This window comes from Nocardioides pocheonensis, assembly GCF_003725535.1.
GTDB lineage: Bacteria > Actinomycetota > Actinomycetes > Propionibacteriales > Nocardioidaceae > Marmoricola > Marmoricola pocheonensis.
Genome location: NZ_RJSF01000040.1, coordinates 351,325 through 376,295 on the forward strand (window position 1 = coordinate 351,325; position 24,971 = coordinate 376,295).

The following is a 24,971-nucleotide window of genomic DNA, read 5'->3' on the forward strand; positions in this document are numbered from 1 at the left end:
GTGCCTGCCGGTCGTGCGCTGCGCGCGGCCGCTCCGGAGCGGGCTGACTAGTTTGGATGGGGATGGCGAACACTTCTGCACGCGAACCTGTCGTGCTCGTGACCGGAGGCGCGGGCTTCATCGGCACCGCGTTGAGCGGGGAGCTGCTCCAGCAGGGGCTCCGCACGATCGCTGTCGACGACCTGATCGAGCAGGTCCACCCGGGACGCGCCCGCCCCGAGGCCCTTCCCGAGGCGATCGAGCTCGTGCAGGCCGACGTCGCGAGCGCCGACACGTGGGACCGCCTGCTCGAGGAGGTCGAGCCGCGGATCGTCGTGGTCCTCGCCGCTGAGACGGGCACGGCCCAGTCGCTGACCGAGTCCACCCGGCACACCATGACCAACGTCGTGGGCACCTCGAGGATGCTCGACGCCTTCGTCCGGCACGAGGCGATGCCCGAGCACGTGGTCGTCACGTCCAGCCGAGCCGTCTACGGGGAAGGATCCTGGCGCACCCCCGACGGCCAGGTGTTCAACCCGCCGCCCCGGTCGCACACGCAGCTGGAGCGCGCCGAGTGGGACCACCGCGACGCGTCGGGCGTGCCCGCCACGCCGATCCCGATGGACGCCGCCCACACGCAGCCGTCGCCGTCGAGCGTCTACGGCTCCACGAAGCTCGCCCAGGAGCTGATCCTGCGCAACTGGGCGAGCGCCTTCTCGATCCCGCTCTCGGTGCTCCGGCTGCAGAACGTCTACGGCCCGGGCCAGTCCCCGCACAACCCGTACACCGGCATCGTGACCCTCTTCCACCGGCTGGCGTCGCGTGGACAGACCCTCGACGTCTACGAGGACGGCGACATCGGGCGCGACTTCGTCTACATCGACGACGTCGTGAGCGCCCTGGCCGCCTGCATCGCCCGGCCGCCGAGCGCCGAGGACCTGCGCGTCCTCGACGTGGGCACCGGCGTCGTCACGACGATCCTCGACGCGGCGCGCACCATCGCCGGCATGTACGGCGCTCCCGACCCGGTCGTCTCGGGCAAGTTCCGCGACGGTGACGTCCGGTACGCGGTCGCCGACATCACCCGGACACGCGACGAGCTCAAGTGGGAGCCGCAGTGGACGTTCGCCGCCGGCAGCTCCACGCTGTCGGAGTGGCTCGAGCGGGGTGGGTTCCTTGGCTGACGAGACCGGAGTGGTCGACTCCGTCATCGCGCTCGTCTGGGCCCGGGGGCGGCTGACCAGGTGGCTGCCCACCATCACCCGGCTGCTGGCGCTCCCGGACGTCTCCGAGGTGGTGGTCGCGACCGACAGCAGCCGTCCGGACGACGAGCTGCCCGCCCATGCGGCCGTCCGGGTCGTCCACCCGCGGACGTTCCGGGAGTCGCTCCGCGACGTTGCTGCCGGGGCTGACCGGCCGATCCTGGTCGTCACCGCGCCGACGATCGCTCCGCTCGACGGGTTCGGCACGTCCCGCGCGATCATGTCGGCGGACCTGCGCGTCGCCTCGGTGTCGTTCCTGTGCAACTCGGCCGGGCACCTGAGCTTCCCGAACCGCAACCGGCCCAACAAGTTCGCGGTGGAGGGTCACGACGAGACCAGCCTCACGCGACGGCTGCGCACGACGGACCCCGACCTGCGGCCGGTGCCGATCCACGCCGTCGCCGGCCCGGCCACCTTGATCTCGCGCGACTGCGTGGTCGTCACCGGTGGGCCGGACGAGGAGTTCGCCGGCGACCCCGAGGTCGCCGTCGTCGAGATGCTGCTGCGCGCCGCGAGGCGCGGGATGCGCTCGATGCTGGACCCTGCGACGTACGTGAACCGCCCGTGGGAGGACGAGCACTGGGGCCCCGCGCCGCTCACGCTGCAGCCGGTGCGGCGGCGGCTTCGTGAGCTCCACGGCTTCTTCCCCCGGCTCCACCTCGAGCAGGCGCAGGACCCGAACTCCCCCCTCGGTCTCGCCCTCGCCACGGCGCGGGCCAAGGCGCAGGGGCTCCGGGTGATGATCGACGCCTCGTGCCTCGGGCCGGTCGAGAACGGCACCCAGGTGCAGACCCTGGCGTTGATCGACGCTCTCGCCCAGCGCGACGACGTGCGCTGGGTGGGCGTGGCGCTCGCCGGCCCCATTCCCCGGTACGCCGAGAAGGTGCTGGTCCGGCCGAAGGTCGAGGTGCTGCGTGTCGAGGCGCTGAGGTTCCCGCCCGGCTCGCCGAAGGCCGACGTCCTGCACCGGCCGTTCCAGCCCAGCCGGCTGCCGTGGCGCAACTGGCGCGGGGTGGCCGACCGGATCGTGCTGACCATCCAGGACCTGATCGCCTACGACATCGGCGCCTACTACGTGCCCGCCGAGTGGCTGGCCTACCGCGACAACATCCTGGCCGGTGTGTCGATGTCCGACGGTGTCGTCGTGATCTCGCACGACGTCGCCGAGAGCCTGCACCAGGAGCGGCTCCCGGTCGTCGAGGAGCGGCTGTTCGTCATCGAGAACGGCACCGACCACCTGACCGGTCTCGAGGAGGACGAGTTCCCCGCCGAGCTGCACGAACGCGGCTGGGCCGCCCGTCCCTTCCTGGTCGTCCTCGGAGCGAACTACTCGCACAAGAACCGCGACCTGGCGATCCGCACGCTGCGGATCCTGCGTGAGCAGCGGCCCGACCTGGGTCTCGTGCTCGCCGGCGTGGCCGTGCCGGAGGGCTCGAGCAGGGTGATCGAGGCCGTCGAGTCGTTCGGTGCCGAGGAGGTCATCACGATCCCCGACGTCACCTCGGAGGAGCGCAACTGGCTGCTCCGGCACGCGGAGATCTGCCTCTACCCGACGGCCGCGGAGGGCTTCGGCCTGGTTCCGTTCGAGGCGGCCCGCTTCGGCACGCCCACCGTCTTCGCCCGGTTCGGCCCCCTCGCCGAGGTGCTCCCCGACGTGCCCTACGCTGCGGAGTCCTGGGACCCTGCGGCGCTCGCGGCGGTCTGCGAGGAGCTGCTGGGCGACCCGCAGAGGAGCCGCGACCAGGTCGAGGCCACCCTCAAGGCAGGCACCCGGTACACCTGGGAGGCGACGGCGGAGGGCCTGGTGGCGGCGTACCGTCGGCTGATCGCCGAGCCGCCCCGAGTTCTGCCGGCGAAGCCCGCCAAGTCCGACAAGCAGGCCCCCCGCAAGGCGGCCGACCGAACTGCGCGCACCAAGGAGTGACATGCCCAAGTCCGAAGCCTCCGAGCCGGCCGAGGTGACCAACACCGTCGACCTCGACCAGCTCTCGCTGAGCCAGAGCCTCCTGGACTTCGAGGTGGCGAACGCGCGCGTCATCGACCTGACCAGGCGCCTGACCGCGATGAACAAGGAGCTCGTCAAGACGACGACGGCCCTGCAGAAGGCTCAGCTGCGCAATCGTCAGCTGACCACCGAGCTCAAGGCGATCAAGGGCTCCCGTGCCTTCCGGTCCGCTGAGGTCGCGTCGCGCATCGCTCGCAGCGCCCGGGCCCGGCTGGGCGGGTGACGATGGCGAAGCCGCGCGTCCTCCTCGCGATCACCGCCTACAACGGTGAGGCGTTCATCGAGCGCACCCTGGACTCTGCGAAGCGCATCGACGAGACCGAGGCCGGCGTCGACGTCCTCGTGCTCGACGACGCCAGCCCGGCGCCCGGGTTCAGCGGTCGGCTCGCCGCGATGTGCGCCAAGCGCGGGATCGGCTACTACCGCACTCCTCGCAACCTGGGCATCCCTCGCAACGTGTCGCTGGGGATGCTGGCCGCGGTCGAGCAGGGCTACGACCACGTGATCATCTCCAACAGTGACGTCCTCTACCCGCGCAACGTGGTCAACCAGCTCGTCCGGGCTGCGCGCGCGGACGGCGTGGGGTCCGTGACGGCATGGTCCAACAACGTCTCGCTCTACTCCCTGCCCAACGACGACCCCGACACCCTGCTCGCCGACCAGGACGTCGTGGACTTCGTCAGCGACTCGCTCCAGGGCCACTACGGGGACGCGGTCATGGACATCCCCGCCGGCATCTCCTTCTGCGTGCTGATCCCCACCGCGGTCGTCCGCGACGTCGGTGTCATGGACCCCGTCTTCGGGCGCGGGTACTGCGAGGAGACCGACTGGAGCCTGCGGAGCCTGGCTGCGGGCTACCGGATCGCGCTCGCGCCCGGCACGTTCGTCTACCACTCCGGCCGGGGCTCCAACCTCGAGGCCGGGCTGGTCAGCCACGAGCACACGTCGGTTCCGGAGAACGAGCGGATCATCGACCTGCGCTACCCGATGTTCCGCTCCCAGGTGCGCGCCTTCGCGTCCTCCGGGATCCTCGACGAGGCCCACCTCTACGGCATCGACGCGATCATCCGGCGAGCCGGTGAGCAGTTCGGGTACTCCATCGACGTGGGCTGGCGACCGCCGAGCACCGTCGGTGACGACGTCGTCCGCTGCGTCGTCGGGGCCGAGGGCCTGGACGAGACCGTCCTCCTCCGGTACCGCGGGTTCACCCACCTCAAGGACGTCGACCCGTTCCGGGTCGCGGAGGGTCTCAAGGAGTACTTCGGTGGCCAGGATGCCGTCGCCGTGAACATCTTCGACCGGGGCCGCCTCGCCAGCGCGCTCTCCGACGCGTTCCCGGACCGGGCCGAGCGTCACGGCAACTACCCCGCCCGTGTCTGAGCACCGTCACCCGGGCACCCAGAAGGCGTGGCTGCCCGGCATCGAGGCGCTGCGCGGCATCGCTGCCCTCACGGTTGTTTCCCACCACATGTGGACCCTGTCCCGCGAACCGCGGTTCCCGGGCTCGTTCCTGATGGAGGGCTTCGGCAACTGGGGCGTGAACCTCTTCTTCATGCTCAGTGGCTTCCTCCTGGCCGAGACCTTCTGGAACGAGCGACCCGCCGACCTGCGGGTGTACTGGATCAGGCGCATCTTCCGGATCGCCCCGGCGTACTACGTCAACGTCGCGATCCTCTTCCTCTTCTTCGCGGGGCCGCACCTGGTGTTCAGCCAGACGGGTGCCAAGCAGGTGGCCGCGTCGTTCACCTTCACGCACGCGCTCTTCCCGAGCACCGCGAGCTCGCTCAACGTCAACGGGGCGCTCTGGACCCTGACGATCGAGATGATGCTCTACGCGTTCCTGCCGCTGCTGGCCCTCGCGGTGAAGCGCGCGCCGTGGCTGAGCCTGGCGTTGATCGCCCTCACCGGTCTGGCCTGGCGCGGCCTGGTGGCGTTCGCCGGTGACGGCCTGCGGGAGTTCTACTTCCACGGTGCCGCCGTGGACACCGGGGTGGAGAGCCTGTTCATCGCCCGCCAGTTCATCGGCGCCCTGGCGATCTTCGCCCTGGGCATCGGTGCCCGCTGGCTGGTCGTGCGTGGGCACTGCGCGCGGGTCTACCGCTGGTTCCCGCGGATGAGCACCTCGCTGTTCATCCTCATGGCGATCCCGAGCGCCCTGCTGCTGCACTGGGTCGAGCGGGGCTCGAACTTCCGCAACGGCCTGTTCTTCGTCGGCTACGACTTCGTCGTGATGCTCCTCATGGTGCCGGCCCTCATCATGGCGGCCTATCCAGGGGAGTTCTCCCCGTCACCGCTGCGCTCGGTCTCGACATGGCTCGGGGAGCGCAGCTACAGCATCTACCTGTGGCACTTCCCCCTGATCCTCGCCGTCTACGAGCGCGGTCCGCTGCGCCACCTGCCCGCCACGGGTGGGTACGCCTGGCGTCTTCCCCTCGTGCTCGTGCTCACGCTCGTCTTCGCGAGCGTCAGCTACGCGACCGTCGAGCGACCCGGCATGGAGTGGGGGAGACGGATCACCCAGCGGCTCCGACAGCCGCAGCCGCAACCCACGAAGGAGCGAGCCCTCGCATGAAGGCCCTGCCACGCATCCCCGTCCGATTCACCTCCGGCCTCAAGCACGAGCCCCCGACGCCCTACCTGGGCGAGGAGCTGGTGTCCATCCCCACCGACGCGGGTGTGCTCTGGATGCCGAAGTCCGACGACGTCATGCGGCCCTACCTGGAGAAGCACGGAACCTGGGAGCCCGAGGAGGCCGAGCTCCTCGGGCAGTTCTTCCGTCCGGGCCTGCGGTTCCTCGACGTCGGAGCGAACGTCGGCTACTTCTCCCTGCTGGTCGGCGCGCGGTGCCCGGGGGCCGAGATCCACGCCTTCGAGCCGCATCCGCTGACCAGCAGAGTGCTCGCCCTCAACGCCTGGAACTCCCGCGCGGACATCACCCCCCACGCCCTCGCACTCTCCGACGGGGAGCGCATCTTGGCCCTCACCACCGCCGAGCACAACCTGGGGGACACCAGGACGTCCGCCGGGAGCTCCGGCTCGATGCTCTCGCCCGCCGCTCCGCTCGACGACGTCCTCCCGCATGCCCGGTTCGACCTGGTCAAGATCGACGTCCAGGGGTTCGAGGCCGAGGTGATCGCGGGGATGGCCGGGATGATCGCGCGGACGCCGCAGGTCGTGATCGTCGCGGAGTTCTGGCCGTCCGCCCTGCGCGAGCGTGGTCTGGACCCGGTCGAGGTGCTCCGCAGCCACCAGGCAGCCGGCCTGGAGGTGCGGGTGCAGGTCGAGCGCGACCTCGCCACGAAGACGCCCCGCGAGATCGTGTCGATCTGCGACTCGGCCGGGCCCGCGGGTCAGGTCAACCTGGTCCTGACCCGGAAGTCCTGAAGGCTCAGGACCCCTTCCGCATCCCCTTGATGACCGCGGGCTCCAGGTAGGGCGCGAGCGTCGTCGAGAAGGTCTTCGACAGGTGGTTGAAGTCGGAGAACACGATCACGCCGCCGATGACCGACGGGCACCGGCCGTCCACGCACAGGAAGCGGTTCAGGTCCACGGTCGTCACGCGCCGGTCGGTGCGCGCGAGCGTGCTCGCCGCCAGGTGCAGCGGGTCGGGCCGGATCCAGACCGACGCCTTGCCGTCGCACGCCGCCACGCGGTGCAGGTGCCGGCTCACGCAGTCGGCGGGCGGGTTGTTCTCGTCCCAGGGCGCGGGGGTGTCGCGGATGACGAGGACGTGCGCCCCGGCGGCGGTGAACGCGTCGATGGTGCTGCGGTAGAGGTCCGGGCCGGAGTTGTGCCCGTCGAACGTGGCGAACACGACCAGGCGGTAGCCGCCGTTGCGGATCCTGTCGATCACCTCGCTCGTGATCTTGGTGCAGTCAGCGCTCTGCGGCTTGATCGAGGAGAAGCACGCGCCGACGATGTAGGTGTCCAGGCGCCACTGGTGTGCCTCCGCGATGCGGCTGATCGCCTCGGTCCACTGACCCGCGTGGGAGTTCCCGAAGAGGGCGATCTTCCCGGAGGGACGGGTCGTGTCCCCGCGGGCGCAGGAGATCGCCGGGTACTTGTACGGCGGCCAGTTCAGGCACTTGTCGATGCCTTCGGTGAAGTCGGCCTTGGCGAACGCGGGGGAGGTGAAGAGCTGGTCCCCGTGAGGGTCGGGGCAGTGGTGCTTCGGGTCCATCGCACCCGCTCCGAAGCAGGGCCGATCCGACGTCAGGGCGGTGCGGACCCTCGCCGCGTCCGCCCGGACCTGGCCGCTCACGTACAGCGACAGCGCCGTGGCGGCCAGCACGACGGTGGTGCTGATCGCCAGGCCGGCGAGCAGTGCCCTCCGGGACCGGCCACGGAGGAACGAGGACGAGCGGACCGGTGCCTCGACGAACCGGGTGCTGGCCCACGCGGCGGTGAGGGCGCAGGCCAGGACGACCAGCGTGTCCAGGAACCCCAGGTCCCGTCCGAGCGCGTACGGCGCGATCACGATCAGCGGCCAGTGCCATAGGTAGAGCGCGTAGGAGATGTCGCCCACGAGCTGCACGGGCGCCGCGTGGGTGAACCGTCGTACCGCGCCGAGCCCGCGGGGGTCGCCGGCGAGGATCACCAGGGCCGTGGACACCGTCGGCAGGGCGGCGGCGTATCCCGGGAAGGGGGTCGAGGACGTGATCACGACGCAGGAGAGGGCGATCCCGAGGGCACCGCACCACCAGAGGATCTGCCGGAACCGCGCCGTGAGCGACTGGCTGAGCCCGGGGTACACCGCAGCGAGGAGGCTCCCGATCGCCAGCTCCCACATGCGGGTCCAGGTCGAGAAGTAGGCATGGGCCGGCGACGAGCTGGTCTGCGTCACGGACAGGCCGAAGGACACCGCGAGCACGAGGAGGAACCCGGCCGCCACGAGGCGCTTCCGCCCGAGCCGGCGGACGGCCCAGGTCAGCCCGGCGACGACGAACGGCCAGGCGATGTAGTACTGCTCCTCCACCGACAGGGACCAGAAGTGCTGGAACGGTGACGGCGCGTGGTGGGCGTCGAGGTAGTCGGTGGCCTGCGTGATCAGCTGCCAGTTCTGCACGTAGAGCATCGAGGTCGCCGCCTCGCGGGCGAGCTCGTGCCACTGGGCGGTGGGTACGTACAGGACGACCAGCAGGAGGGTGGGGAGCAGCACGACCCCGACCGCGGGGATCAGCCGCAGCACCCGCCTCGCCCAGAACGCCGCGAAGTCACCTGCCCGGGCCGGAGGGTGCTTGAGCATGTGCGAGGTGATCAGGAATCCCGAGATCACGAAGAACACGTCCACGCCGACGAACCCGCCGCGGAGGAGATGGGGCCAGAAGTGGAAGACCAGCACGGCCCCGACCGCCACGGCCCTGAGTGCCTGGATGTCGAACCGGAGCCCGTCCGACCGCTGCTCGGCCGGCGGAGGCAGCCGTCGGCGTACGCCGGGCGTCGTCAGGGTCATTCGGCCTCATGGGGTCGGCAGCTGATCGGGCAACCTCGCGAGTCTAAGCAATGGAGCGGGCGTCGTTCGGCACCGCCTACTGTGCGGGCCAGCCCTTCGAGCAGTCCGCCGGCTCGGCGGTGTAGGCGCCGACGTGGTCGACCACCCGACAGCCGTCCGGCGTGTCGACCGCGAGCATGCCCACCCACGCGCTGCGGATGCAGAGGTCCTGGACGGGCTTGACCGCGACGATCAGCAGACCCTGCCCGGGTTCACCGTCGAGCCGGCCGAGGAAGGTCCGGTCGGTGCCTCCCGGCAGCGTGGACCACCACTGGTTCATGCTCCGCCCGGAGTCGGTGTAGGTGCCGACACGGATCTCCGCGCCGTGGGGGCTGCTGTAGGCGAGCTGGAAGGCTCCGACGCCGGGCAAGGGCGCCGTGGCCGGCAGCGGGACCTTGATCGCCGAGGATGCGCCGCCGCTCATGCAGAGCCCACTGGCCGTCCGCGTGAGCGTCGCCTTCCGGCCCGGCACCGGGCGCGCGGCACCCAGGTCGGTGCTGCGAGCGAGCGTGGCCGGGTGCACGGGCATGACGCTCCCGTCCGCCGCCAGGACCACCTTTCGCGGTGAGGTCGGGTCGATCTTCTGCGCGAGGTCCTTGTCGATGGTCAGGAACTGGACCTGGTCGGTGAAGGGGTCCACGAAGGAGAACGCGACGCTGGCCGGCACCTTCAGGCTGACCAGGTCGACCGGCCCGGTCGCGTCGAGCTCGGAGATCGCCCGGTTGAGGTAGCTGTGCGCTCCCGTCTGGGCGTTGTTCCGGACCACGACGGTCCACGACACCGTGGTCACGACCGCGAGGACCGCGGCGGTCAGGACGGCCACTCCCGGGACCAGCCGGCCGAGCGCGCCCGGCTCGCGTCGCGGGAGCACGGCGCCCAGGCACAGGGCGAAGATGGTCGCGAGGTACGGGTCGACGAAGTACTGCAGGTCCCGCGAGTAGCCGATCGGATCGGCCCCGTGCGCTCCGAGCCGCCCGGCAGCCTGCACGGCGACGTTGGCGACGTACGTCGCCAGCAGGAAGACCACGCAACGCCAGACGCCACGGCGGGTGAGGGCCAGTGCGGCGAAGGCGCCGAGGAGGACGAGCGCGCCGAGGATGGATGCGGGTTCGAACCAGCCGGAGTTCTGGTCCAGGCGGATCCCGACCAGGCTCGGGAGGTAGCTGCGGACGAAGCCGCTCGTGAGCAGGGACCAGGCCGACCGCAGGGTCCCCGGCGCAGGCGACGCGTCGAAGACGAAGAGCCGGTAGGCGAGGTACCCGGCGATCACGACGAGGTACGGCGCCCACATCAGGGCGTCTCTCACGATGGTGCGCCGACGGCCCAGGGCCCAGTCGGGAGGGAAGAAGAGGTACCGGATCAGCACCAGGTAGCCGATCGTGAGGATCGGGCGCTCCTGCCAGACCAGGCCCACGACGAGGCTGAGCACCGAGATCGCCAGGGCAGCGACGCGCTGCGACCGGACGTAGGCGACGAACCCGGCGATGCAGAACGTCATGCAGAGTGCGCCGCCGATGACCTGGACGCCGGACGCCATCCAGAGCGTCGTCCTGAGGGCGGGGATGCAGGTCACGCCCGCGACGGCGACCACGATGGCCGCGGGTCGCCGCCCGAGGAGCTGCGTGGTGAACCACGCGAGGGCGACGTAGAGCAGCAGCACGAGCGTGGCGAGGACTGCGGCTGCCAGGGCCCAGTTCACGCCGCCGAGCCGCGCGACGACGGCATAGATCAGCCGGAAGACCGGCGCGAAGTGCCCGTAGCTGTTCACCTGGAGCCAGCCGAGCGTGAGGTGGTCGCGCGCACCCTGCTGGAGGTAGAGCAGGTCGTCGGTGTAGAACTGCGAGCCCGCCAGGAGCGCGGCGAAGGTCACGAACCAGACGAGCGCCCCGACGCCCGCGACCCAGGACGACCACACGGTCGACGACAGCGGGCGAGGCTCGCGTTCAGGATTCACGCGAGGAGACCCTAGGCGGTCGCTCACCGCGTGCTCTGCGCGGGTGTGCCGCCCTCCACCGGGGCCGCCACCGTGGCCGGGGGGCGCATCGAGAGGTAGACCAGGCGCATGTTCTCGTCCTTCACCCGCTTCAGCGCGCTCAGGGTGAGGCCGAGGAAGAAGGTCATGAAGGAGAGCAGCTCGATGCTGGCGGCCAGGATCGCGCTGGGGAACCGCGGCACCAGCCCCGTGCGCAGGTAGTCCAGGACGGCGGGCAGGCCGACCACGAGGCCCACGAGCATCAGCACTGCGGCCACCGCGGTGTGGAACAGCACCGGGCGCTCGACCCGGGCGAGGTGCAGGACGAGACGGAGGATCTTGAAACCGTCGTGGTAGGTGCGCAGCTTGCTCTCCGCGCCCTCGGGACGGTCGGTGAAGTCGACCTCGACCTCGGTCTGCGGGACGCGCAGGGTCGCGGCGTGCACCGTCAGCTCGGTCTCGGTCTCGAACTCCCGCGACACCGCGGGGAACGACTTGACGAACCGGTGGCTGAAGGCGCGGTAGCCGCTGAGCATGTCGCTGACCTCGACGCCGAAGATGCCGCTGACCAGCGCGTTGAACATCCGGTTGCCGGTCGCGTGACCCGGCCGGTACGCCGTCTCGGTCACCTCGCGACGGACGCCCAGCACGTGGTCGTAGGGGCCCTCGAGCAGGGTGGAGATCAGGCGGGGGGCCGCCGAGGCGTCGTACGTGTCGTCACCGTCGATCATGAGGTAGACGTCGGCGTCGACGTCGGCGAAGGCGCGCCGGACGACGTTGCCCTTGCCCTTGGCGTGCTCGTACCTGACGATCGCGCCCGCATCACGGGCGACCTCGGCGGTCTTGTCGGTCGAGTTGTTGTCGTAGACGTAGACGTCGATCCCCGGCACGGCGTCGACCAGGTCGCGCACGACCTTGCCGACCGCGAGCTCCTCGTTGTGGCAGGGGACGATCGCGGCCACGCGGAGACCCGTCGTGTCGACGCTCGGACCCGGCGCCAGCGAGGTCGCGCGCGCGGGCGTGGAGGGCTCAGACATGGCTCGCAGTGTAGGGAAGGCGGGACGCCCGGCCGAATCGTGCGAGCCCCAGAGGCGTCCACGAGGCGAAGGTCACACCGCGGGACGGCAGAGCGGCTCGACGGTTCAGGCAGAGGCGGGTTTGGACGCCACCAGGACGAACTCGTTGTACGTGAACACCTTGCCCACGGGCCGCGGGAAGGGGAAGGAGTAGGCCCGCTCGACGGTCAGCCCCAGGCGTACGACGTGGCTGCGCATCGTCTCGAGATCGACGAACCGGACGTGCGTGGGGTCGCTGCGGTACCCGACCTCCTGCGGTGTGATCAGCACCACACGGCCGCCGTCGCGGACGCAGGGCAGGTACCGATCCAGGATCTCGTCGGCGACCTCGGCCGACACGTGCTCGAGCACGTGCGCCAGCAGGATCGCGTCGAAGGCGCCGGGCCGGTCGAGGTCCGAGCCGTCGAACTCCTCGGTCGTGTACGCCGACAGCCCGGCGTCGCGGGCCATCGCCACGGCCACCTCGTTGTGGTCCACGCCGACACTGCCCGGGGCCAGGCCGTGGAGGTTGCGGCCCACCCCGCACCCGATGTCGAGCACGCGGCCGAGCTCGAGGCGCCGCAGGTTCCACCGGTAGGGGCGCTGCACGTCGAGCAGCCGCTTCCAGCGCGCATCGCCGCGGGTCCGCAGGCGCTCGGCGTACTCGCTGCCGGCGGTGTCGCGGCCGTCCGGCCGTGGTCCGGGTGTCTCGGTCACCCCGCTCACCTCCCCGTCCGGACGCGCGGGCGTCGCCAGGAGCCGCCACGATAACCCTCGCGCGGATTACGCTGGGGTCGTGTCCGCCCTCGTCGAAGGAGCCGATCCGGGCGCTGACGTCGAGCTGTCGATCCTGATGCCCTGCCTCAACGAGAGCGTGACGCTGGCGACCTGCATCCGCCACGCCCGCGCCTTCCTGGACCGTTCCGGTGTCTCCGGGGAGATCGTGGTCGCGGACAACGGCAGCACGGACGGCTCCCAGGACATCGCCCGGGCCGAAGGCGCGCGCGTGGTCGTCGTGGAGGAGCGCGGGTACGGCGCCGCACTGGCCGGTGGCATCGCGGCGTCCCGGGGGACCTACGTGGCCATGGGCGACGCCGACGACAGCTACGACTTCGAGGCGCTGGGCCCGTTCCTCGACGAGCTCAGGTCCGGGGCGGACCTGGTGATGGGGAACCGGTTCCGCGGAGGGATCGACCCGGGTGCGATGCCACCGCTGCACCGGTACGTCGGCAACCCGATCCTGTCGTTCGTCGGCCGGCTGTTCTTCGAGGCGCCGGTCCGGGACTTCCACTGCGGCCTGCGGGCGTTCCGACGCGACTCGATCAGCGCCCTCGACCTGCGGACCTCGGGCATGGAGTTCGCCAGCGAGATGGTGGTGAAGGCGTGCCTGGCCGAGCTCGACGTGCGCGAGGTGCCGGCGAGGCTGCGTCGCGACGGTCGCGAGAGGCGCCCGCACCTCCGCAGCTTCCGCGACGGCTGGCGCCACCTGAGGTTCCTGCTGCTCTACAGCCCCCGCTGGCTGTTCCTCTACCCGGGCGTCTTCCTGGCGCTGCTCGGCCTCGTGATGACGTCCGCCCTGATCAGGGGGCCGATCGTCGTGGGCGGGCACGGCCTGGACGTCGGCGCGATGCTCTACGGGGTGGCGGCGACCGTCGTCGGCTACCAGGCCGCGATCTTCGCCGTGCTCTCCAAGGTGTACGCCGCGCACGAGGGCTTTCTGCCGGCCGGGGCCAGGTTCCACCGGTTCCAGGAGCGGCTGAACCTGGAGAAGCTCATCGGGATCGGCTTCGTCATCTTCCTGGTCGGGGTCGGGTGGACCGTGGCGTCCCTGATCGACTGGCGCGGCCAGGGCTTCGGCGCCCTCAAGGCGCGGGACAGCGTGCGAGCGGCGGCACCGGCGATGCTCGGCCTCATCCTCGGCTCGCAGACCGTCATGGCCGGGCTCTTCCTGTCACTCCTGCGGATCCGGGTGATCCACCCGGAGCCGGTCGCCGTGGTCACGAAGGTCTGACCAGAAAGCCCGCCACTCCTCCCGGGCCGAGACCCGCCTCCCGCGCGCCCCGTCGAGGGTCGCCCGGAGCAGCAGGTGGCCCCGGACGGTGGTCCGGCGGCGCGCCGTACGGGCCGAGCGGGCGAGACCGTGCTGGGCGCACTCGGCCGCCCGCTGCCGCATCAACCCGATCTCCTCGGCGAACCGGGACGCGTCCGACGTCATCCGGCTCGTCTCGGTGCCGGCGTGGCGCCGGTACTCCAGCAGGGGCCGGCGCAGGGCGTAGAGGGACCCTCCCTGCAGGAGGAGCCGGGTGGTCAGCTCCCAGTCGGGGACGAAGCGCAGGGTGGTGCTGAACGGCGCGTGCCCGACGAGCGCGCGTCGGAGGCACATCGTCGGGCAGATGATGTAGTTGCCGAACAAGAGGTGCGCCAGGCCCTCGTCCCCCTCCACGACGTGGTCCCCGGAGGGGCGGGGGAGCCGGCTCTTGACGTGGTCGGTGATCGTCCGCCTGCGCACGCCGTGGGCGTCGATCGTGAAGACGTCGGTGAAGACCGCCGCGACCTCAGGGTGCGCGTCGGCGGCTGCGAGCACGGCACCGGCGTACTCCGGGAGCAGGCGGTCGTCGGCGTGCAGGATCGTCACCAGCGGGGCCCGGGTCAGCTCGAGGCAGCGGTTCCAGTTGCCGCCCAGGCCGAGGTTGCGCTCGTTGCGCACGTAGGAGATCCGGGCGTCGTTGAACGACGCGACCAGGTCCTCGGCAGGTTCCGGCCCGTGGTCGTCGACGACCACGAGCTCCCAGTCGTCCCACTCCTGGCGCAGCACGCTCTCGATCGCCTCGCGCAGGTGACCGAGCCCGCTGAAGTACGGGATCGCGAACGAGATCCGCGGCCCGGAGCCGGACACTCGTTCACCCTCCATGGCGCCCAAGTTAGCCGTTGGCGGCCGGGACCTCTCGGCAACGAGAGAGTCCACCGTCCCGCCCGGATAGGGTTCCGTGCGTGCCACCTCCCCGCAGCCAGCCCGAGCAGCAGGCTCCGCCGGTCCAGCGGCTGCGGATCCGCTACGCCAAGCGGGGGCGGCTCAGGTTCACCAGCCACCGGGACTTCAGCCGGGCCTTCGAGCGTGCGTTGTTCCGGGCGCAGGTGCCGATGGCGTACTCCTCGGGGTTCAGCCCCCACCCGCGCATCTCGTACGCCGGGGCGAGCCCGACCGGAGCCGCCAGCGAGGCGGAGTACCTCGAGATCGGCCTGGCCGAGCGACGTGACCCGGAGATCGTGCGCCGCGAGCTGGACGACTCCCTGCCCGACGGCCTGGACCTGGTCGAGGTCGTCGAGAGCGCGGGCGGCTCCCTGGCCGACCGGCTGGAGGCATCGGTCTGGGAGATCACGCTCACCGGGGTCGACGCCGACACGCTCCGCACCGCGGTCGACACGCTGCTGGCGACCGACGAGGTGCCCGTCGAGCGGATGACCAAGAAGGGGTTGCGGACCTTCGACGCCCGGGCCGCGATCGTGGCGCTGGAGGCGCGGGCGACCGGCGAGTCGGCGAACACCGGACAAACGTGTGCGATACTCCAAGTGGTCTTGCGACATGGAACACCGTCCGTGAGACCCGACGACGTTCTCGCCGCGCTCCGTGAAGTTGCGGGGACCAGTACCGGCCCGGCTGCGCTCGCGCAGAGGCTGGCACAGGGTCCTCTCGATCCACGAACCGGCACGGTGGGTGATCCGTTGTCACCGGACCGCGACGCGGCCGGCTGAATGCGTGGTGACAGCGCGCAGGGGTCGGTAGCCCGGAAGAGGCACTGCGACCGCGGTCAGTGACGAGGGACCGCTCCACCCGACGTACGCACACGGAGGGTGTCGTCGCCGACTGAAGGCTTTTGTCGCGAGGCTCACCAGATCCCCGCGGCCGACCCGCACGGTCGCCAGCGATGCGCAGGCCCCGTGCACGAGGAGAGCGATCGTGCTCGACGCTGACGACACCACCGGCCCCGAAACCCCTGAGACTCCCGCCGGCGGCGACGCCGGTGCCGCTCCGCCGGCCGCCGAGGGCGCCGACGCCCCGGTGAAGAAGGCCGCCAAGAAGGCGGCGAAGAAGACCACCAAGAAGGCCCCGGCCAAGAAGACCGCGAAGAAGGCCGCCGCGCCCGAGGCAGGCACCGAGGTCCCGCAGGCCGGTGCGGAGCCGGCCAGTGAGGCCCCTGGGGCCGCCGAGGCTCCTGAGGCCGCCGAGGCCCCCCGGAAGACCGCCAAGCGGTCGCGGAAGGCCGCCGCCGCGCCGGCGGTCCTCTTCCAGGCGCCCGAGGCCACCCCGACCCGCAAGCGGGCCGCCAAGGCGACCGCCGCGAGCGCCCCCGCCGAGGATGCGGCCGAGGCCGCACCGGTCGCTGACGGGACCCCGGGCGAGACCGAGGGCCAGGAGCAGGACGGCGCCGCGAAGAAGACTGCCAAGAAGGCGGCGAAGAAGACCGCCAAGAAGGCGGCGAAGAAGACCACGAAGGCCCGGTCCGGCGACGAGGTCGCGGAGGAGCCCGACCAGGCGAGCGACGCGGCCCAGGTCGAGGGCCAGGTCGACGGCCAGGCCGAGGGCGAAGCGGACGACAGCGAGAACGGCGAGGGCGGCCCCCGTCGCCGGCGGCGGCGTGGTGGGCGTCGACGTCGTCGTGGTGCCGGGGACGACGGCGCCGAGGGTGCCGACGAGACCCCGAGCGGCTCCGTCCCGGACGAGCGGGAGGACAGCGACGACGAGGGCGGCGAGGAGGGCGGCACCCGTCGTCGGCGTACGCGGGTCCGCAAGCCGCGCAACCCCGAGGACGAGATCACCGGTGTCGCCGGCTCCACCCGGCTGGAGGCGAAGAAGCAGCGCCGCCGTGAGGGCCGCGAGGCCGGCCGTCGCCGCGCCCCGATCGTCAGCGAGGCGGAGTTCCTCGCGCGGCGGGAGTCGGTCGAGCGGGTCATGGTGATCCGCCAGCGCGGCGAGCTCACCCAGATCGGCGTGCTCGAGGACAAGGTGCTCGTGGAGCACTACGTGGCCCGGGAGTCGCAGACCTCCCTGATCGGCAACATCTACCTCGGACGCGTCCAGAACGTCCTGCCCTCGATGGAGGCGGCGTTCGTCGACATCGGCAAGGGTCGCAACGCGGTGCTGTACGCCGGTGAGGTGAACTGGTCGGCGCTCGGTCACAAGGAGGGCCAGCCCCGCAAGATCGAGTCCGTGCTCAAGTCGGGCCAGACCATCCTGGTGCAGGTCACCAAGGACCCGGTCGGCCACAAGGGCGCCCGGCTGACCGGCCAGATCAGCCTGCCCGGCCGGTTCCTCGTCTACGTGCCCGACGGCACCACGAGCGGGATCTCCCGCAAGCTCCCCGACACCGAGCGCAACCGGCTCAAGACGCTGCTCAAGGAGATCGTCCCCGACACCGCCGGCGTCATCGTCCGCACGGCCGCCGAGGGCGCCAGCGAGGACGAGCTGACCCACGACGTCGAGCGGCTGACCGCCCGCTGGGCCGAGATCGAGAAGCGGGTCGAGGCGGGCAAGGGCCCCGAGCTCCTGTACGGCGAGCCGGACCTCACGCTCAAGGTCGTCCGCGACCTCTTCACCGAGGACTTCAGCCGGCTGGTCGTCGAGGGCGACGACGCCTGGGACCTCGTGGAGGGCTACGTCGAGCACGTCGCTCCCGACCTCAAGGAGCGCCTCGAGCGCTACGAGTCCAAGGACGGCCGGGACATCTTCGCGGCGTACCGGATCGACGAGCAGATCGCCAAGGGGGTCGACCGCAAGGTCTGGCTGCCGTCGGGCGGGTCACTGGTCATCGACCGCACCGAGGCGATGACCGTCGTGGACGTCAACACCGGGAAGTTCACCGGCTCGGGCGGCAACCTCGAGGAGACGGTCACCAAGAACAACCTGGAGGCCGCCGAGGAGATCGTCCGGCAGCTGCGGCTCCGTGACATCGGCGGCATCATCGTCATCGACTTCATCGACATGGTCCTGGAGTCCAACCGCGACCTGGTGCTCCGCCGCCTGGTCGAGTGCCTGGGCCGTGACCGCACCCGCCACCAGGTCGCCGAGGTGACCTCGCTCGGCCTGGTGCAGATGACCCGCAAGCGGATCGGCACCGGTCTGCTCGAGGCGTTCAGCGAGGAGTGCGAGCACTGCAAGGGCCGCGGCCTGATCGTGCACGAGCAGCCGGTCGAGCCGGCCGGTCGCGGCGGCAGTGCGCCGGCGGCCGACGAGGCTCGTGGGCGCCGAGGCCGGGGCGGACGCACGCGCGGTCGTTCCGGTGAGACCACCTCCGCGCCGGTCGAGCCGGTGAAGCCGTCGCCGATGGCCCTGGCCGGGTCGAAGCCCCCGGCGGAGGGCGCCGCCCGGTCCGCCGAGGTCGAGCAGGAGACGGTGCCGGTCGAGGTCGAGCAGGGCACGGACGAGGGCAACGAGCGCGAGCTCACCGGTGACCCGGTGGAGGCAGCCCTGGTCGGGGAGGCGCCCGACGAGGCCTCGGAGCCCCCGCTGGAGATCACCTGGGCGGGCGTGACGGCCCCCGAGCCCGGGCCGGGCGACGCCGCGGAGGCCGCTCCGGGACCGATCGTCGTGACCAGCACGCGCCGTCGTCGCGCGGGGCGGCCCGCCGGGCCGCCTGCCGCGAGCGCGGAGGTCCAGGAGCCCGACGCGGAGGCAGCCGAGGCCCAGGCCGACGCGACCACGCCCGCCGCGGGCGACGACGACCGGGAGGCGGCGTCGGTCGACGCATCCGCGCAGAACGGCGCGGCCCCGGAGGTCCAGGACCTGGTCGACGGCGTGGCCGCCGACGCGGCCCTCGAGCTCGACGAGGCGGACAACGGCCACCCGCTGGTGCACGTGCCCGTCAAGAAGAAGGGCTCGCGCAAGCGCTGATCGTCAGGCGTCGTCGGCGAGGGCTTCGAGGGCAGGGAGCGCGGCCAGCAGCAGCTCGAGCTGGTCGTCCGGAAGCGCCGCGAGGCGGTCCTCGAGCCCGCGTAGCCGCGCGGCCCGCCCTGACCGGACCAGGTCCTCGCCGGCCTGCGTGGCCGCCAGCAGGGTCGCCCGGCCGTCGTCGGGGTCCGCGCGCCGCGCGACGTACGCCTGGTCCTCGAGGAACTTCAGCAGGCGGGTCATCGCCGGAGCGCTCACGCCCTCGGTCTCGGCGAGGGTGCCGGCCCGCTGCGGCCCGTCGGTGACCAGGGTGGCGAGTGCGCTCAGCGCTCCGTGCCCGATCGGGATCTCGCGCGCGTCGCGCCGGATCGAGCGCGTGATCCGGACCAGCGCTCGGTAGAGCCGGATGGTGTCGCCGCCGACGTCGTCCGGAGGAGGGGTCGTCATCGACTCACTCCCGTCCCAGGGCCTCGCCGGGCCGGTCGTCGTGGACGTACTTCGCCCCGGCCGCCCAGGAGGCCGCGGCGGCGACCAGCATCATCGCGGCGGCGGCCAGGAAGACCACGACCAGCCCGTGGTGGAACGGGTCGGTCATCAGGTGGGGGAAGAAGGTCTTGCCGGTCAGCGTCCGCACGTGCTCGCTCGGCAGCGAGTCGAGGGCACCGGTGGGTCCGAGCAGCGAGGCGATCGGGTTGTAGCCGAGGAACGACGCGAACAGCGATCCCACCGGCGGGAGGCCGCCGATGCGTGCGGCCACGTCGTGCGGGACCCCCTGGCTGGTCAGCCCGTCGGTGAGCGTCCGGGGCAGCACGTTCGCGAGCGCCACGACCATCAGCGAGAAGAACACCCCGATCGACAGCGACGTGCCGGAGTTGAAGATCGTGCCGCGGATGCCGGAGGCCGCTCCCCGCTCGTGCGCCGGCACGGAGTTCATCACCGCCGTGGTGTTCGGGGCGCTGAACAGGCCGGACCCGATCCCGTTCAGGAAGATCACCAGCGCGAACCAGGGGTAGGCGAAGTCGATCGGGATCACCAGCAGCAGCACGAAGGTGACGGCCACCAGCAGCGAGCCACCGGTGGCGAACAGGCGGGCGCCGAAGTGGTCGGACAGCCATCCGGAGACCGGCCCGGCCACGAGGAAGCCGACGGTCAGGGGGAGCAGGTAGATGCCGGCCCACAGCGGCGTCGACTCGTAGCTGTAGCCGTGGAGCGGTAGCCAGATGCCCTGGAGCCAGATGATCAGCATGAACTGCAGCCCACCGCGACCGATCGCCGCCATCAGGCCGGCGAGGTTGGCCATCGTGAACGGGCGGATCCGGAACAGGCCGATCGGCACCATCGGATGCTCCACGCGCGCCTCGATCAGCGCGAAGGCGACGAGCAGGACGGTTCCCCCGATCAACCCCGCGAGGACCCACGGGTTGAACCATCCGGTCGAGTGGTCGCCGTACGGCTGGATGCCGTAGGTGATCGCGACCAGCAGCGCGGTGAGCCCGACGGCGAAGGTGACGTTCCCCGGGATGTCCAGCCGGGCGTGCCGGCGCTCGCCGAGCTCGACGAGGGAGCGGTAGCCCCAGACGGTCGCGACCACGCCGATCGGCACGCTCACCCAGAACACCGCGCGCCAGTGCCACTCGCTGAGCACGCCGCCGATGATCAGGCCCAGGAACGAGCCGGCGATCGCGGAGACCTGGTTGATGCCCAGCGCCATGCCGCGCTGCGCGGCGGGGAAGGCGTCGGTGAGGATCGCCGTGGAGTTCGCGAACAGCATCGCCCCGCCGATGCCCTGGCCGACCCGCATCACGATCAGCCACATCGCACCCTGGCCGCCGGTGAAGGGGTCGACCGAGAGCAGGATCGAGAAGGCGGAGAAGACCGCGAAGCCGAGGTTGTACATCTTGACCCGGCCGTAGATGTCGCCGAGCCGGCCCAGGGTGACGACGAGGACCGCCGAGACCACCAGGAAGCCCATGATGATCCAGAGCAGGTAGCTGACGTTCCCCGGCTCGAGCGGGTCCAGGTGGATCCCGCGGAAGATCGCCGGCAGCGAGATGATCACGATCGAGGAGTTGATCGTGGCCATGAGCATGCCGAGCGTGGTGTTCGACAGCGCGATCCAGCGGTAGTGCGGGTGGTCGCGGTCGAAGCGCGACAGCGGCGCCTCGTTGCCGGGAGGCGTCGGCGGGCCGGGGGAGACCGAGCGGGAGGACATGACCGGCAGATTACTTCACATTCGTGAACTATCCTGCGGGTACGGCGGCCCCCCGCGGCGCCGGACTCCCGCGGAGCCGTTTTGACCGCGCACCCGGCCACCACGTAAAGTTGATCCTCGGCGTGCTCGTGCACGCCCTCTCTGTGTGGACCACCCCCGCCGACCGGCGGGAGACGTGTGCCGCCGGACCCTGAGTTTCATCGACGAGGAGTGTGAAGCGGACGTGTACGCGATCGTGCGCAGTGGCAGCAAGCAGCAGAAGGTTGCTGTCGGCGACGTCATCGAGATCGACAGGACCGACGAGGTCGCTGGCGCGTCCCTGAGCCTGCCCGTGGTGATGGTCGTCGACGGTGAGAAGGTCACCTCGACCGGCCTGGACAAGGCGGCCGTGACCGTCGAGGTGCTCGGCGCCACCAAGGGCCCCAAGATCATCATCCAGAAGTACAAGAACAAGACCGGCTACAAGAAGCGCCAGGGTCACCGGCAGAAGTACACCCAGGTCAAGGTCACCGACATCAAGCTCTGAGTCTCGACAGGCTCGACCGAACAGGACTGAACTCATGGCACACAAGAAGGGCGCGGCGTCCACCAAGAACGGCCGCGACTCGAACGCCCAGCGTCTCGGCGTGAAGCGCTACGGCGGTCAGCTGGTCAACGCCGGCGAGATCATCGTCCGGCAGCGCGGCACGCACTTCCACCCCGGCACCGGCGTCGGCCGTGGCGGCGACGACACCCTGTTCGCGCTGGTCGCGGGCAACGTGGAGTTCGGCAGCCGACGTGGTCGCCGCGTGGTGAACATCGTCCCGTCCCCGGCGGAGTGACCGGGCGCTAGCACCACACACCGACTCGACGTTGGGCGTCCCTGAGTTCCAGGGGCGCCCTTCGTGGTTTCGAGGCTCGACCACACAGGTGGTTGAGCCTGCCGAAACCACACGCACAGAAAGGAGCACCCGATGGCAGTACCGACCTTCGTCGACCGCGTGGTGCTCCACGTCGCCGCCGGGCGGGGCGGCAACGGCGTCGCCTCGGTCCACCGCGAGAAGTTCAAGCCGCTGGGCGGCCCCGACGGCGGCAACGGCGGCCCCGGGGGATCGGTGATCCTGCGCGTCGATCCTGACGTGACCACGCTGATCGACTACCACCACAACGCCAAGCGCAAGGCCGGCCACGGCGGCCACGGCGCCGGCGGGCACCGCAACGGCGGCCACGGCGAGGACGTCGTGCTGCCGGTGCCGGACGGCACCGTCGTCACCGACGAGTCCGGCGAGCTCATCGCCGACCTGGTCGGGGCCGGCACCGAGCTGGTCATCGCCGAGGGCGGCCGCGGAGGCCTCGGCAACGCTGCGCTGGCGTCGGCCAAGCGCAAGGCCCCGGGCTTCGCGCTGCTCGGCGAACCGGGCGAGGAACGCACGATCAGCCTCGAGCTCAAGGTGGTCGCCGACGTCGGCCTCGTGGGCTTCCCGAGCGCCGGCAAGTCCAGCCTGATCGCCGCGGTCAGCCGGGCGCGGCCGAAGATCGCCGACTACCCCTTCACCACGCTGGTGCCCAACCTCGGCGTGGTGCAGGCGGGCGACACGACGTTCACCGTCGCCGACGTACCGGGGCTGATCGAGGGTGCCAGCGAGGGCCGCGGCCTGGGCCACGACTTCCTGCGCCACATCGAGCGGTGCGCGGCGCTCGTGCACGTCGTCGACCTCGCGACCATGGAGCCCGGCCGCAACCCGCTCGAGGACCTCGACGTGATCGAGCGCGAGCTCGCCCGGTACGGCGGTCTCGAGGACCGGCCCCGCCTGGTCGCGCTCAACAAGGTCGACCTCCCCGACGGCCGCGAGATGGCCGAGATGGTCCGCGAGGAGGTCGCCACTCGGGGCTGGCCGGTGATCGCGGTCAGCGCGGTCACTCACGAAGGCCTGCGCGAGCTGTCCTTCGCGATGGCCCAGGTGGTGGCCGCCGCCCGCCGCGAGCGGGTCGTCGCCAAGGCCGAGCGGATCGTGCTGCGCCCGAAGTCGCGGCACTCCTCCGAGGAGTTCACCGTCCGCGAGACGGGCGAGGGCTGGCGCGTGCGGGGCGAGAAGCCCGAGCGTTGGATCCGGCAGACCGACTTCAGCAACGACGAGGCCGTCGGGTTCCTCGCCGACCGGCTCAACCGGCTCGGTGTCGAGGCCAAGCTGCTCGAGCTCGGTGCCGTCGAAGGGGATCCGGTCCTCATCGGCGATCCGGACAACGCGGTGGTCTTCGACTTCAAGCCCGGCCTGGACGCGGGCGGCGCGGAGATGCTCGGCCGGCGCGGGGAGGACCAGCGGTTCACCGAGTCGCGGCCGGCCGCGGACCGCCGGAAAGCGATCGCCGAGGCGATGCCGGAGCGTGCCGAGACCGAGACGCGGGCCGACGTGGCCCGCCGCCTGGACCGCGGGGACGAGGACGCGGAGGGCGAGCGGTGACACGGTCCGCCGTCGCCGCGGCCACGCGCGTCGTCGTGAAGGTGGGGTCGTCGTCGCTGACGACCGCTGCCGGCGGCATCGACCCGGAGCGGGTCCGGGCCCTGGTCGACACCCTGGCGGCCGTGCACGGCCGCGGCACGGAGATCGTGCTCGTGTCCTCCGGCGCGATCGCCGCCGGGCTGGCGCCGCTGCAGCTGCGCCGCCGGCCGCGCGACCTGGCCCGCCAGCAGGCGGCTGCGTCCGTGGGCCAGGGGATCCTGGTCCACCGCTACACCGAGGAGTTCGCCCGGCACGGGCTGGTCACCGGCCAGGTCCTCCTCACCCTGGACGACGTCACGCGCCGCGGGCACTACCGCAACGCGCAGCGCACCTTCGTCACGTTGCTCGGCATGGGTGTGGTGCCGGTCGTGAACGAGAACGACACCGTCGCGACGACCGAGATCCGCTTCGGTGACAACGACCGCCTCGCCGCACTCGTGGCCCACCTGGTGCACGCCGAGCTGCTCGTGCTCCTCTCCGACGTCGACGGCCTGTACGACGGCCCGCCGAGCAGCCCGGGCAGCCGGATGATCGCCGACGTGCACGGCGAGCCCGACCTCGACGGCGTGACCCTCGGCAGCGCCGGGAGCGCCGGGGTGGGCACCGGCGGCATGCAGACCAAGCTCGAGGCCGCCCGGATCGCGACCGGTGCCGGCATCCCGGTCGTGCTCACCGCCGCCGGCCAGGTCGCGGACGCGCTCGCCGGCCGGACCGTCGGCACGCTGTTCCACCCGACGGGTCGCCGCCGCCCGACCCGGCTGCTCTGGCTCGCCCACGCGACCGAGGGCAAGGGGACGATCAGGCTCGACGCCGGTGCCGTCCGCGCCGTCACCGAGCGCCGTGCCTCGCTGCTTCCGGCGGGCATCACCGCGGTCACCGGGTCCTTCGCGGCGGGCGATCCCGTCGACCTGCTGGACCCTGACGGGCGCGCGGTCGCCCGCGGCCTGGTCAACTACGACGCCGCCGAGCTGCCCGCACTGCTCGGCCGCTCGACCCGGGAGCTGGCCCGCGAGCTGGGCGCGTCGTACGAGCGCGAGGTGGTCCACCGCGACGACCTCACCCTCCTGGACCGCTGAGCGGGCCGCTCGCGAGTTGGCGGATTCGACTGCACGGCGGCCCCAGGGTCAGACACACTGGTGCCGTTGGGGGTCGGCGGCTGAGGAGGGCGTGTGGTGGTGGACCCTGCGGGGCGCCTGTGGCACGTGACGGTCACCGTGGCGGGAGATCCGGTCGAGCCGCTGCTCGTCCGGTCGGCGCTGGCGCGCCTGAGCGAGCAGCGCCCGTTCATCGACTCGGTGTCGTTCACCGGAGCGAGCGCGGAGCTGCAGTTCTGGGACGAGGGTGACTCGATGCTCGACGTCGCCTCGCTGGCGCTGCGCGTGTGGACCGAGTACCGCGAGCCTGCCGGACTGCCCTCCTGGGAGGTCGTCGGCCTGGAGGTCGTCGAGAAGTCGCTGCGCGCCCGCCGTGGTGGCGGACGCCCGGTGGGCCACCACAAGCCGACGTCGGTGCCGTTCCGCCTCTGAGCCGCAAGCCCGCGAGGTACGAGCAGGATTGCGACGCGAAGAGGTTGAGCGAGCCCGCGGGTGAGCTCGCGAACCCGCGACGGCGGGCCGAAACCTCGACCCC

The 24,971-nt window shown here is 71.5% G+C and carries 21 protein-coding genes; 14 read left to right on the forward strand and 7 right to left on the reverse strand.

Annotated elements, in window-relative coordinates:
* Nucleotides 1–62 precede the first annotated feature (62 nt).
* From EFL26_RS12570 to EFL26_RS12595, 6 genes are read left to right on the forward strand one after another with little or no spacing between them, the layout of a single operon-like run.
* Nucleotides 63–1,163, forward strand: coding sequence for an NAD-dependent epimerase/dehydratase family protein (locus EFL26_RS12570; protein WP_123223206.1), 1,101 nt, complete (start codon nt 63–65; stop codon nt 1,161–1,163).
* Nucleotides 1,156–3,165, forward strand: coding sequence for a glycosyltransferase (locus EFL26_RS24530; RefSeq protein ID WP_221176940.1), 2,010 nt, complete (start codon nt 1,156–1,158; stop codon nt 3,163–3,165). Before EFL26_RS12570 ends, EFL26_RS24530 begins: the two co-directional genes overlap by 8 nt.
* Nucleotide 3,166: 1 nt before the next feature.
* Entirely contained in the window at nt 3,167–3,469 is a 303-nt protein-coding gene (locus tag EFL26_RS12580; protein WP_123223207.1) for a hypothetical protein, read from the forward strand.
* A gap of 2 nt (nt 3,470–3,471) precedes the next feature.
* On the forward strand, nt 3,472–4,626 hold the full coding sequence (locus EFL26_RS12585) for a glycosyltransferase family 2 protein (protein WP_123223208.1): 1,155 nt from the start codon (nt 3,472–3,474) through the stop codon (nt 4,624–4,626).
* A complete protein-coding gene (locus tag EFL26_RS12590; protein ID WP_123223209.1) occupies nt 4,619–5,818 on the forward strand; it encodes an acyltransferase family protein in 1,200 nt (399 codons plus the stop codon). Before EFL26_RS12585 ends, EFL26_RS12590 begins: the two co-directional genes overlap by 8 nt.
* Nucleotides 5,815–6,630 carry an FkbM family methyltransferase gene (locus EFL26_RS12595; RefSeq protein WP_123223210.1) on the forward strand — a complete coding sequence of 272 codons (816 nt, stop codon included), beginning with the start codon at nt 5,815–5,817 and terminating at the stop codon, nt 6,628–6,630. Before EFL26_RS12590 ends, EFL26_RS12595 begins: the two co-directional genes overlap by 4 nt.
* Nucleotides 6,631–6,634: 4 nt before the next feature.
* Here EFL26_RS12595 and EFL26_RS12600 read toward each other — a convergent pair whose 3' ends face one another.
* The 4 genes from EFL26_RS12600 to EFL26_RS12615 all read right to left on the reverse strand — a co-directional run bounded on the left by EFL26_RS12600 (nt 6,635) and on the right by EFL26_RS12615 (nt 12,481).
* A complete protein-coding gene (locus EFL26_RS12600) occupies nt 6,635–8,698 on the reverse strand; it encodes an acyltransferase family protein (RefSeq protein WP_123223211.1) in 2,064 nt (687 codons plus the stop codon).
* A 76-nt stretch (nt 8,699–8,774) separates the two neighbouring features.
* Nucleotides 8,775–10,691 (reverse strand): hypothetical protein, encoded by a 1,917-nt coding sequence (locus EFL26_RS12605; protein WP_148046701.1) that lies wholly within the window; start codon nt 10,689–10,691, stop codon nt 8,775–8,777.
* A 23-nt stretch (nt 10,692–10,714) separates the two neighbouring features.
* The gene (locus EFL26_RS12610; protein WP_123223213.1) at nt 10,715–11,746 is read right to left on the reverse strand and encodes a glycosyltransferase; all 1,032 of its coding nucleotides are present in this window, start codon (nt 11,744–11,746) and stop codon (nt 10,715–10,717) included.
* 105 nt (nt 11,747–11,851) lie between these two features.
* Nucleotides 11,852–12,481 (reverse strand): SAM-dependent methyltransferase, encoded by a 630-nt coding sequence (locus EFL26_RS12615; RefSeq protein ID WP_183408168.1) that lies wholly within the window; start codon nt 12,479–12,481, stop codon nt 11,852–11,854.
* A 79-nt stretch (nt 12,482–12,560) separates the two neighbouring features.
* On the opposite strand from EFL26_RS12615, the gene EFL26_RS12620 reads away from it, so the two are divergent.
* Nucleotides 12,561–13,775 carry a glycosyltransferase family 2 protein gene (locus EFL26_RS12620; RefSeq protein ID WP_221176941.1) on the forward strand — a complete coding sequence of 405 codons (1,215 nt, stop codon included), beginning with the start codon at nt 12,561–12,563 and terminating at the stop codon, nt 13,773–13,775.
* Here EFL26_RS12620 and EFL26_RS12625 read toward each other — a convergent pair.
* Entirely contained in the window at nt 13,716–14,675 is a 960-nt protein-coding gene (locus EFL26_RS12625; protein ID WP_123223215.1) for a glycosyltransferase family 2 protein, read from the reverse strand. The two genes, EFL26_RS12620 and EFL26_RS12625, sit on opposite strands and share 60 nt — an antisense overlap.
* 80 nt (nt 14,676–14,755) lie before the next feature.
* On the opposite strand from EFL26_RS12625, the gene EFL26_RS12630 reads away from it, so the two are divergent.
* Nucleotides 14,756–15,517, forward strand: a complete 762-nt coding sequence (locus EFL26_RS12630; RefSeq protein ID WP_123223216.1) for a TIGR03936 family radical SAM-associated protein — start codon at nt 14,756–14,758, stop codon at nt 15,515–15,517.
* A 205-nt stretch (nt 15,518–15,722) separates the two neighbouring features.
* The gene (locus EFL26_RS12635; RefSeq protein WP_342773532.1) at nt 15,723–18,653 is read left to right on the forward strand and encodes an Rne/Rng family ribonuclease; all 2,931 of its coding nucleotides are present in this window, start codon (nt 15,723–15,725) and stop codon (nt 18,651–18,653) included.
* Between the two features lie 3 nt (nt 18,654–18,656).
* Here EFL26_RS12635 and EFL26_RS12640 read toward each other — a convergent pair whose 3' ends face one another.
* On the reverse strand, nt 18,657–19,097 hold the full coding sequence (locus EFL26_RS12640; protein WP_123223218.1) for a MarR family winged helix-turn-helix transcriptional regulator: 441 nt from the start codon (nt 19,095–19,097) through the stop codon (nt 18,657–18,659).
* A 4-nt stretch (nt 19,098–19,101) separates the two neighbouring features.
* Nucleotides 19,102–20,862 carry an MFS transporter gene (locus EFL26_RS12645; protein WP_123223219.1) on the reverse strand — a complete coding sequence of 587 codons (1,761 nt, stop codon included), beginning with the start codon at nt 20,860–20,862 and terminating at the stop codon, nt 19,102–19,104.
* 223 nt (nt 20,863–21,085) lie between these two features.
* Between EFL26_RS12645 and rplU the strand changes: the two genes are divergently transcribed.
* The 5 genes from rplU (at nt 21,086) to EFL26_RS12670 (ending at nt 24,868) form a co-directional block, all read left to right on the forward strand.
* Complete coding sequence (gene rplU, locus EFL26_RS12650; protein WP_123223220.1) at nt 21,086–21,388, forward strand: 50S ribosomal protein L21; 303 nt, start codon at nt 21,086–21,088, stop codon at nt 21,386–21,388.
* Nucleotides 21,389–21,422: 34 nt separating this feature from the next.
* On the forward strand, nt 21,423–21,683 hold the full coding sequence (gene rpmA, locus EFL26_RS12655; RefSeq protein WP_123223221.1) for a 50S ribosomal protein L27: 261 nt from the start codon (nt 21,423–21,425) through the stop codon (nt 21,681–21,683).
* A gap of 132 nt (nt 21,684–21,815) precedes the next feature.
* Nucleotides 21,816–23,303, forward strand: a complete 1,488-nt coding sequence (obgE, locus tag EFL26_RS12660) for a GTPase ObgE (RefSeq protein ID WP_123223222.1) — start codon at nt 21,816–21,818, stop codon at nt 23,301–23,303.
* Complete coding sequence (gene proB, locus EFL26_RS12665; protein WP_123223223.1) at nt 23,300–24,418, forward strand: glutamate 5-kinase; 1,119 nt, start codon at nt 23,300–23,302, stop codon at nt 24,416–24,418. The genes obgE and proB overlap by 4 nt, the downstream gene beginning before the upstream one ends.
* 96 nt (nt 24,419–24,514) lie before the next feature.
* Nucleotides 24,515–24,868, forward strand: coding sequence for a hypothetical protein (locus tag EFL26_RS12670; protein WP_221176942.1), 354 nt, complete (start codon nt 24,515–24,517; stop codon nt 24,866–24,868).
* The last annotated feature ends 103 nt before the right edge of the window (nt 24,869–24,971 follow it).

Coding starts and splice junctions, on each gene's coding strand:
- EFL26_RS12640 (WP_123223218.1), bottom strand. CDS start 19,097: ATGACGACCCCTCCTCCGGACGACGTCGGCGGCGACACCATCCGGCTC.
- EFL26_RS12600 (WP_123223211.1), bottom strand. CDS start 8,698: ATGACCCTGACGACGCCCGGCGTACGCCGACGGCTGCCTCCGCCGGCC.
- EFL26_RS12610 (WP_123223213.1), bottom strand. CDS start 11,746: ATGTCTGAGCCCTCCACGCCCGCGCGCGCGACCTCGCTGGCGCCGGGT.
- EFL26_RS12580 (WP_123223207.1), top strand. CDS start 3,167: ATGCCCAAGTCCGAAGCCTCCGAGCCGGCCGAGGTGACCAACACCGTC.
- EFL26_RS12595 (WP_123223210.1), top strand. CDS start 5,815: ATGAAGGCCCTGCCACGCATCCCCGTCCGATTCACCTCCGGCCTCAAG.
- rpmA (WP_123223221.1), top strand. CDS start 21,423: ATGGCACACAAGAAGGGCGCGGCGTCCACCAAGAACGGCCGCGACTCG.
- EFL26_RS12625 (WP_123223215.1), bottom strand. CDS start 14,675: ATGGAGGGTGAACGAGTGTCCGGCTCCGGGCCGCGGATCTCGTTCGCG.
- EFL26_RS12585 (WP_123223208.1), top strand. CDS start 3,472: ATGGCGAAGCCGCGCGTCCTCCTCGCGATCACCGCCTACAACGGTGAG.
- obgE (WP_123223222.1), top strand. CDS start 21,816: ATGGCAGTACCGACCTTCGTCGACCGCGTGGTGCTCCACGTCGCCGCC.
- EFL26_RS12645 (WP_123223219.1), bottom strand. CDS start 20,862: ATGTCCTCCCGCTCGGTCTCCCCCGGCCCGCCGACGCCTCCCGGCAAC.
- EFL26_RS12570 (WP_123223206.1), top strand. CDS start 63: ATGGCGAACACTTCTGCACGCGAACCTGTCGTGCTCGTGACCGGAGGC.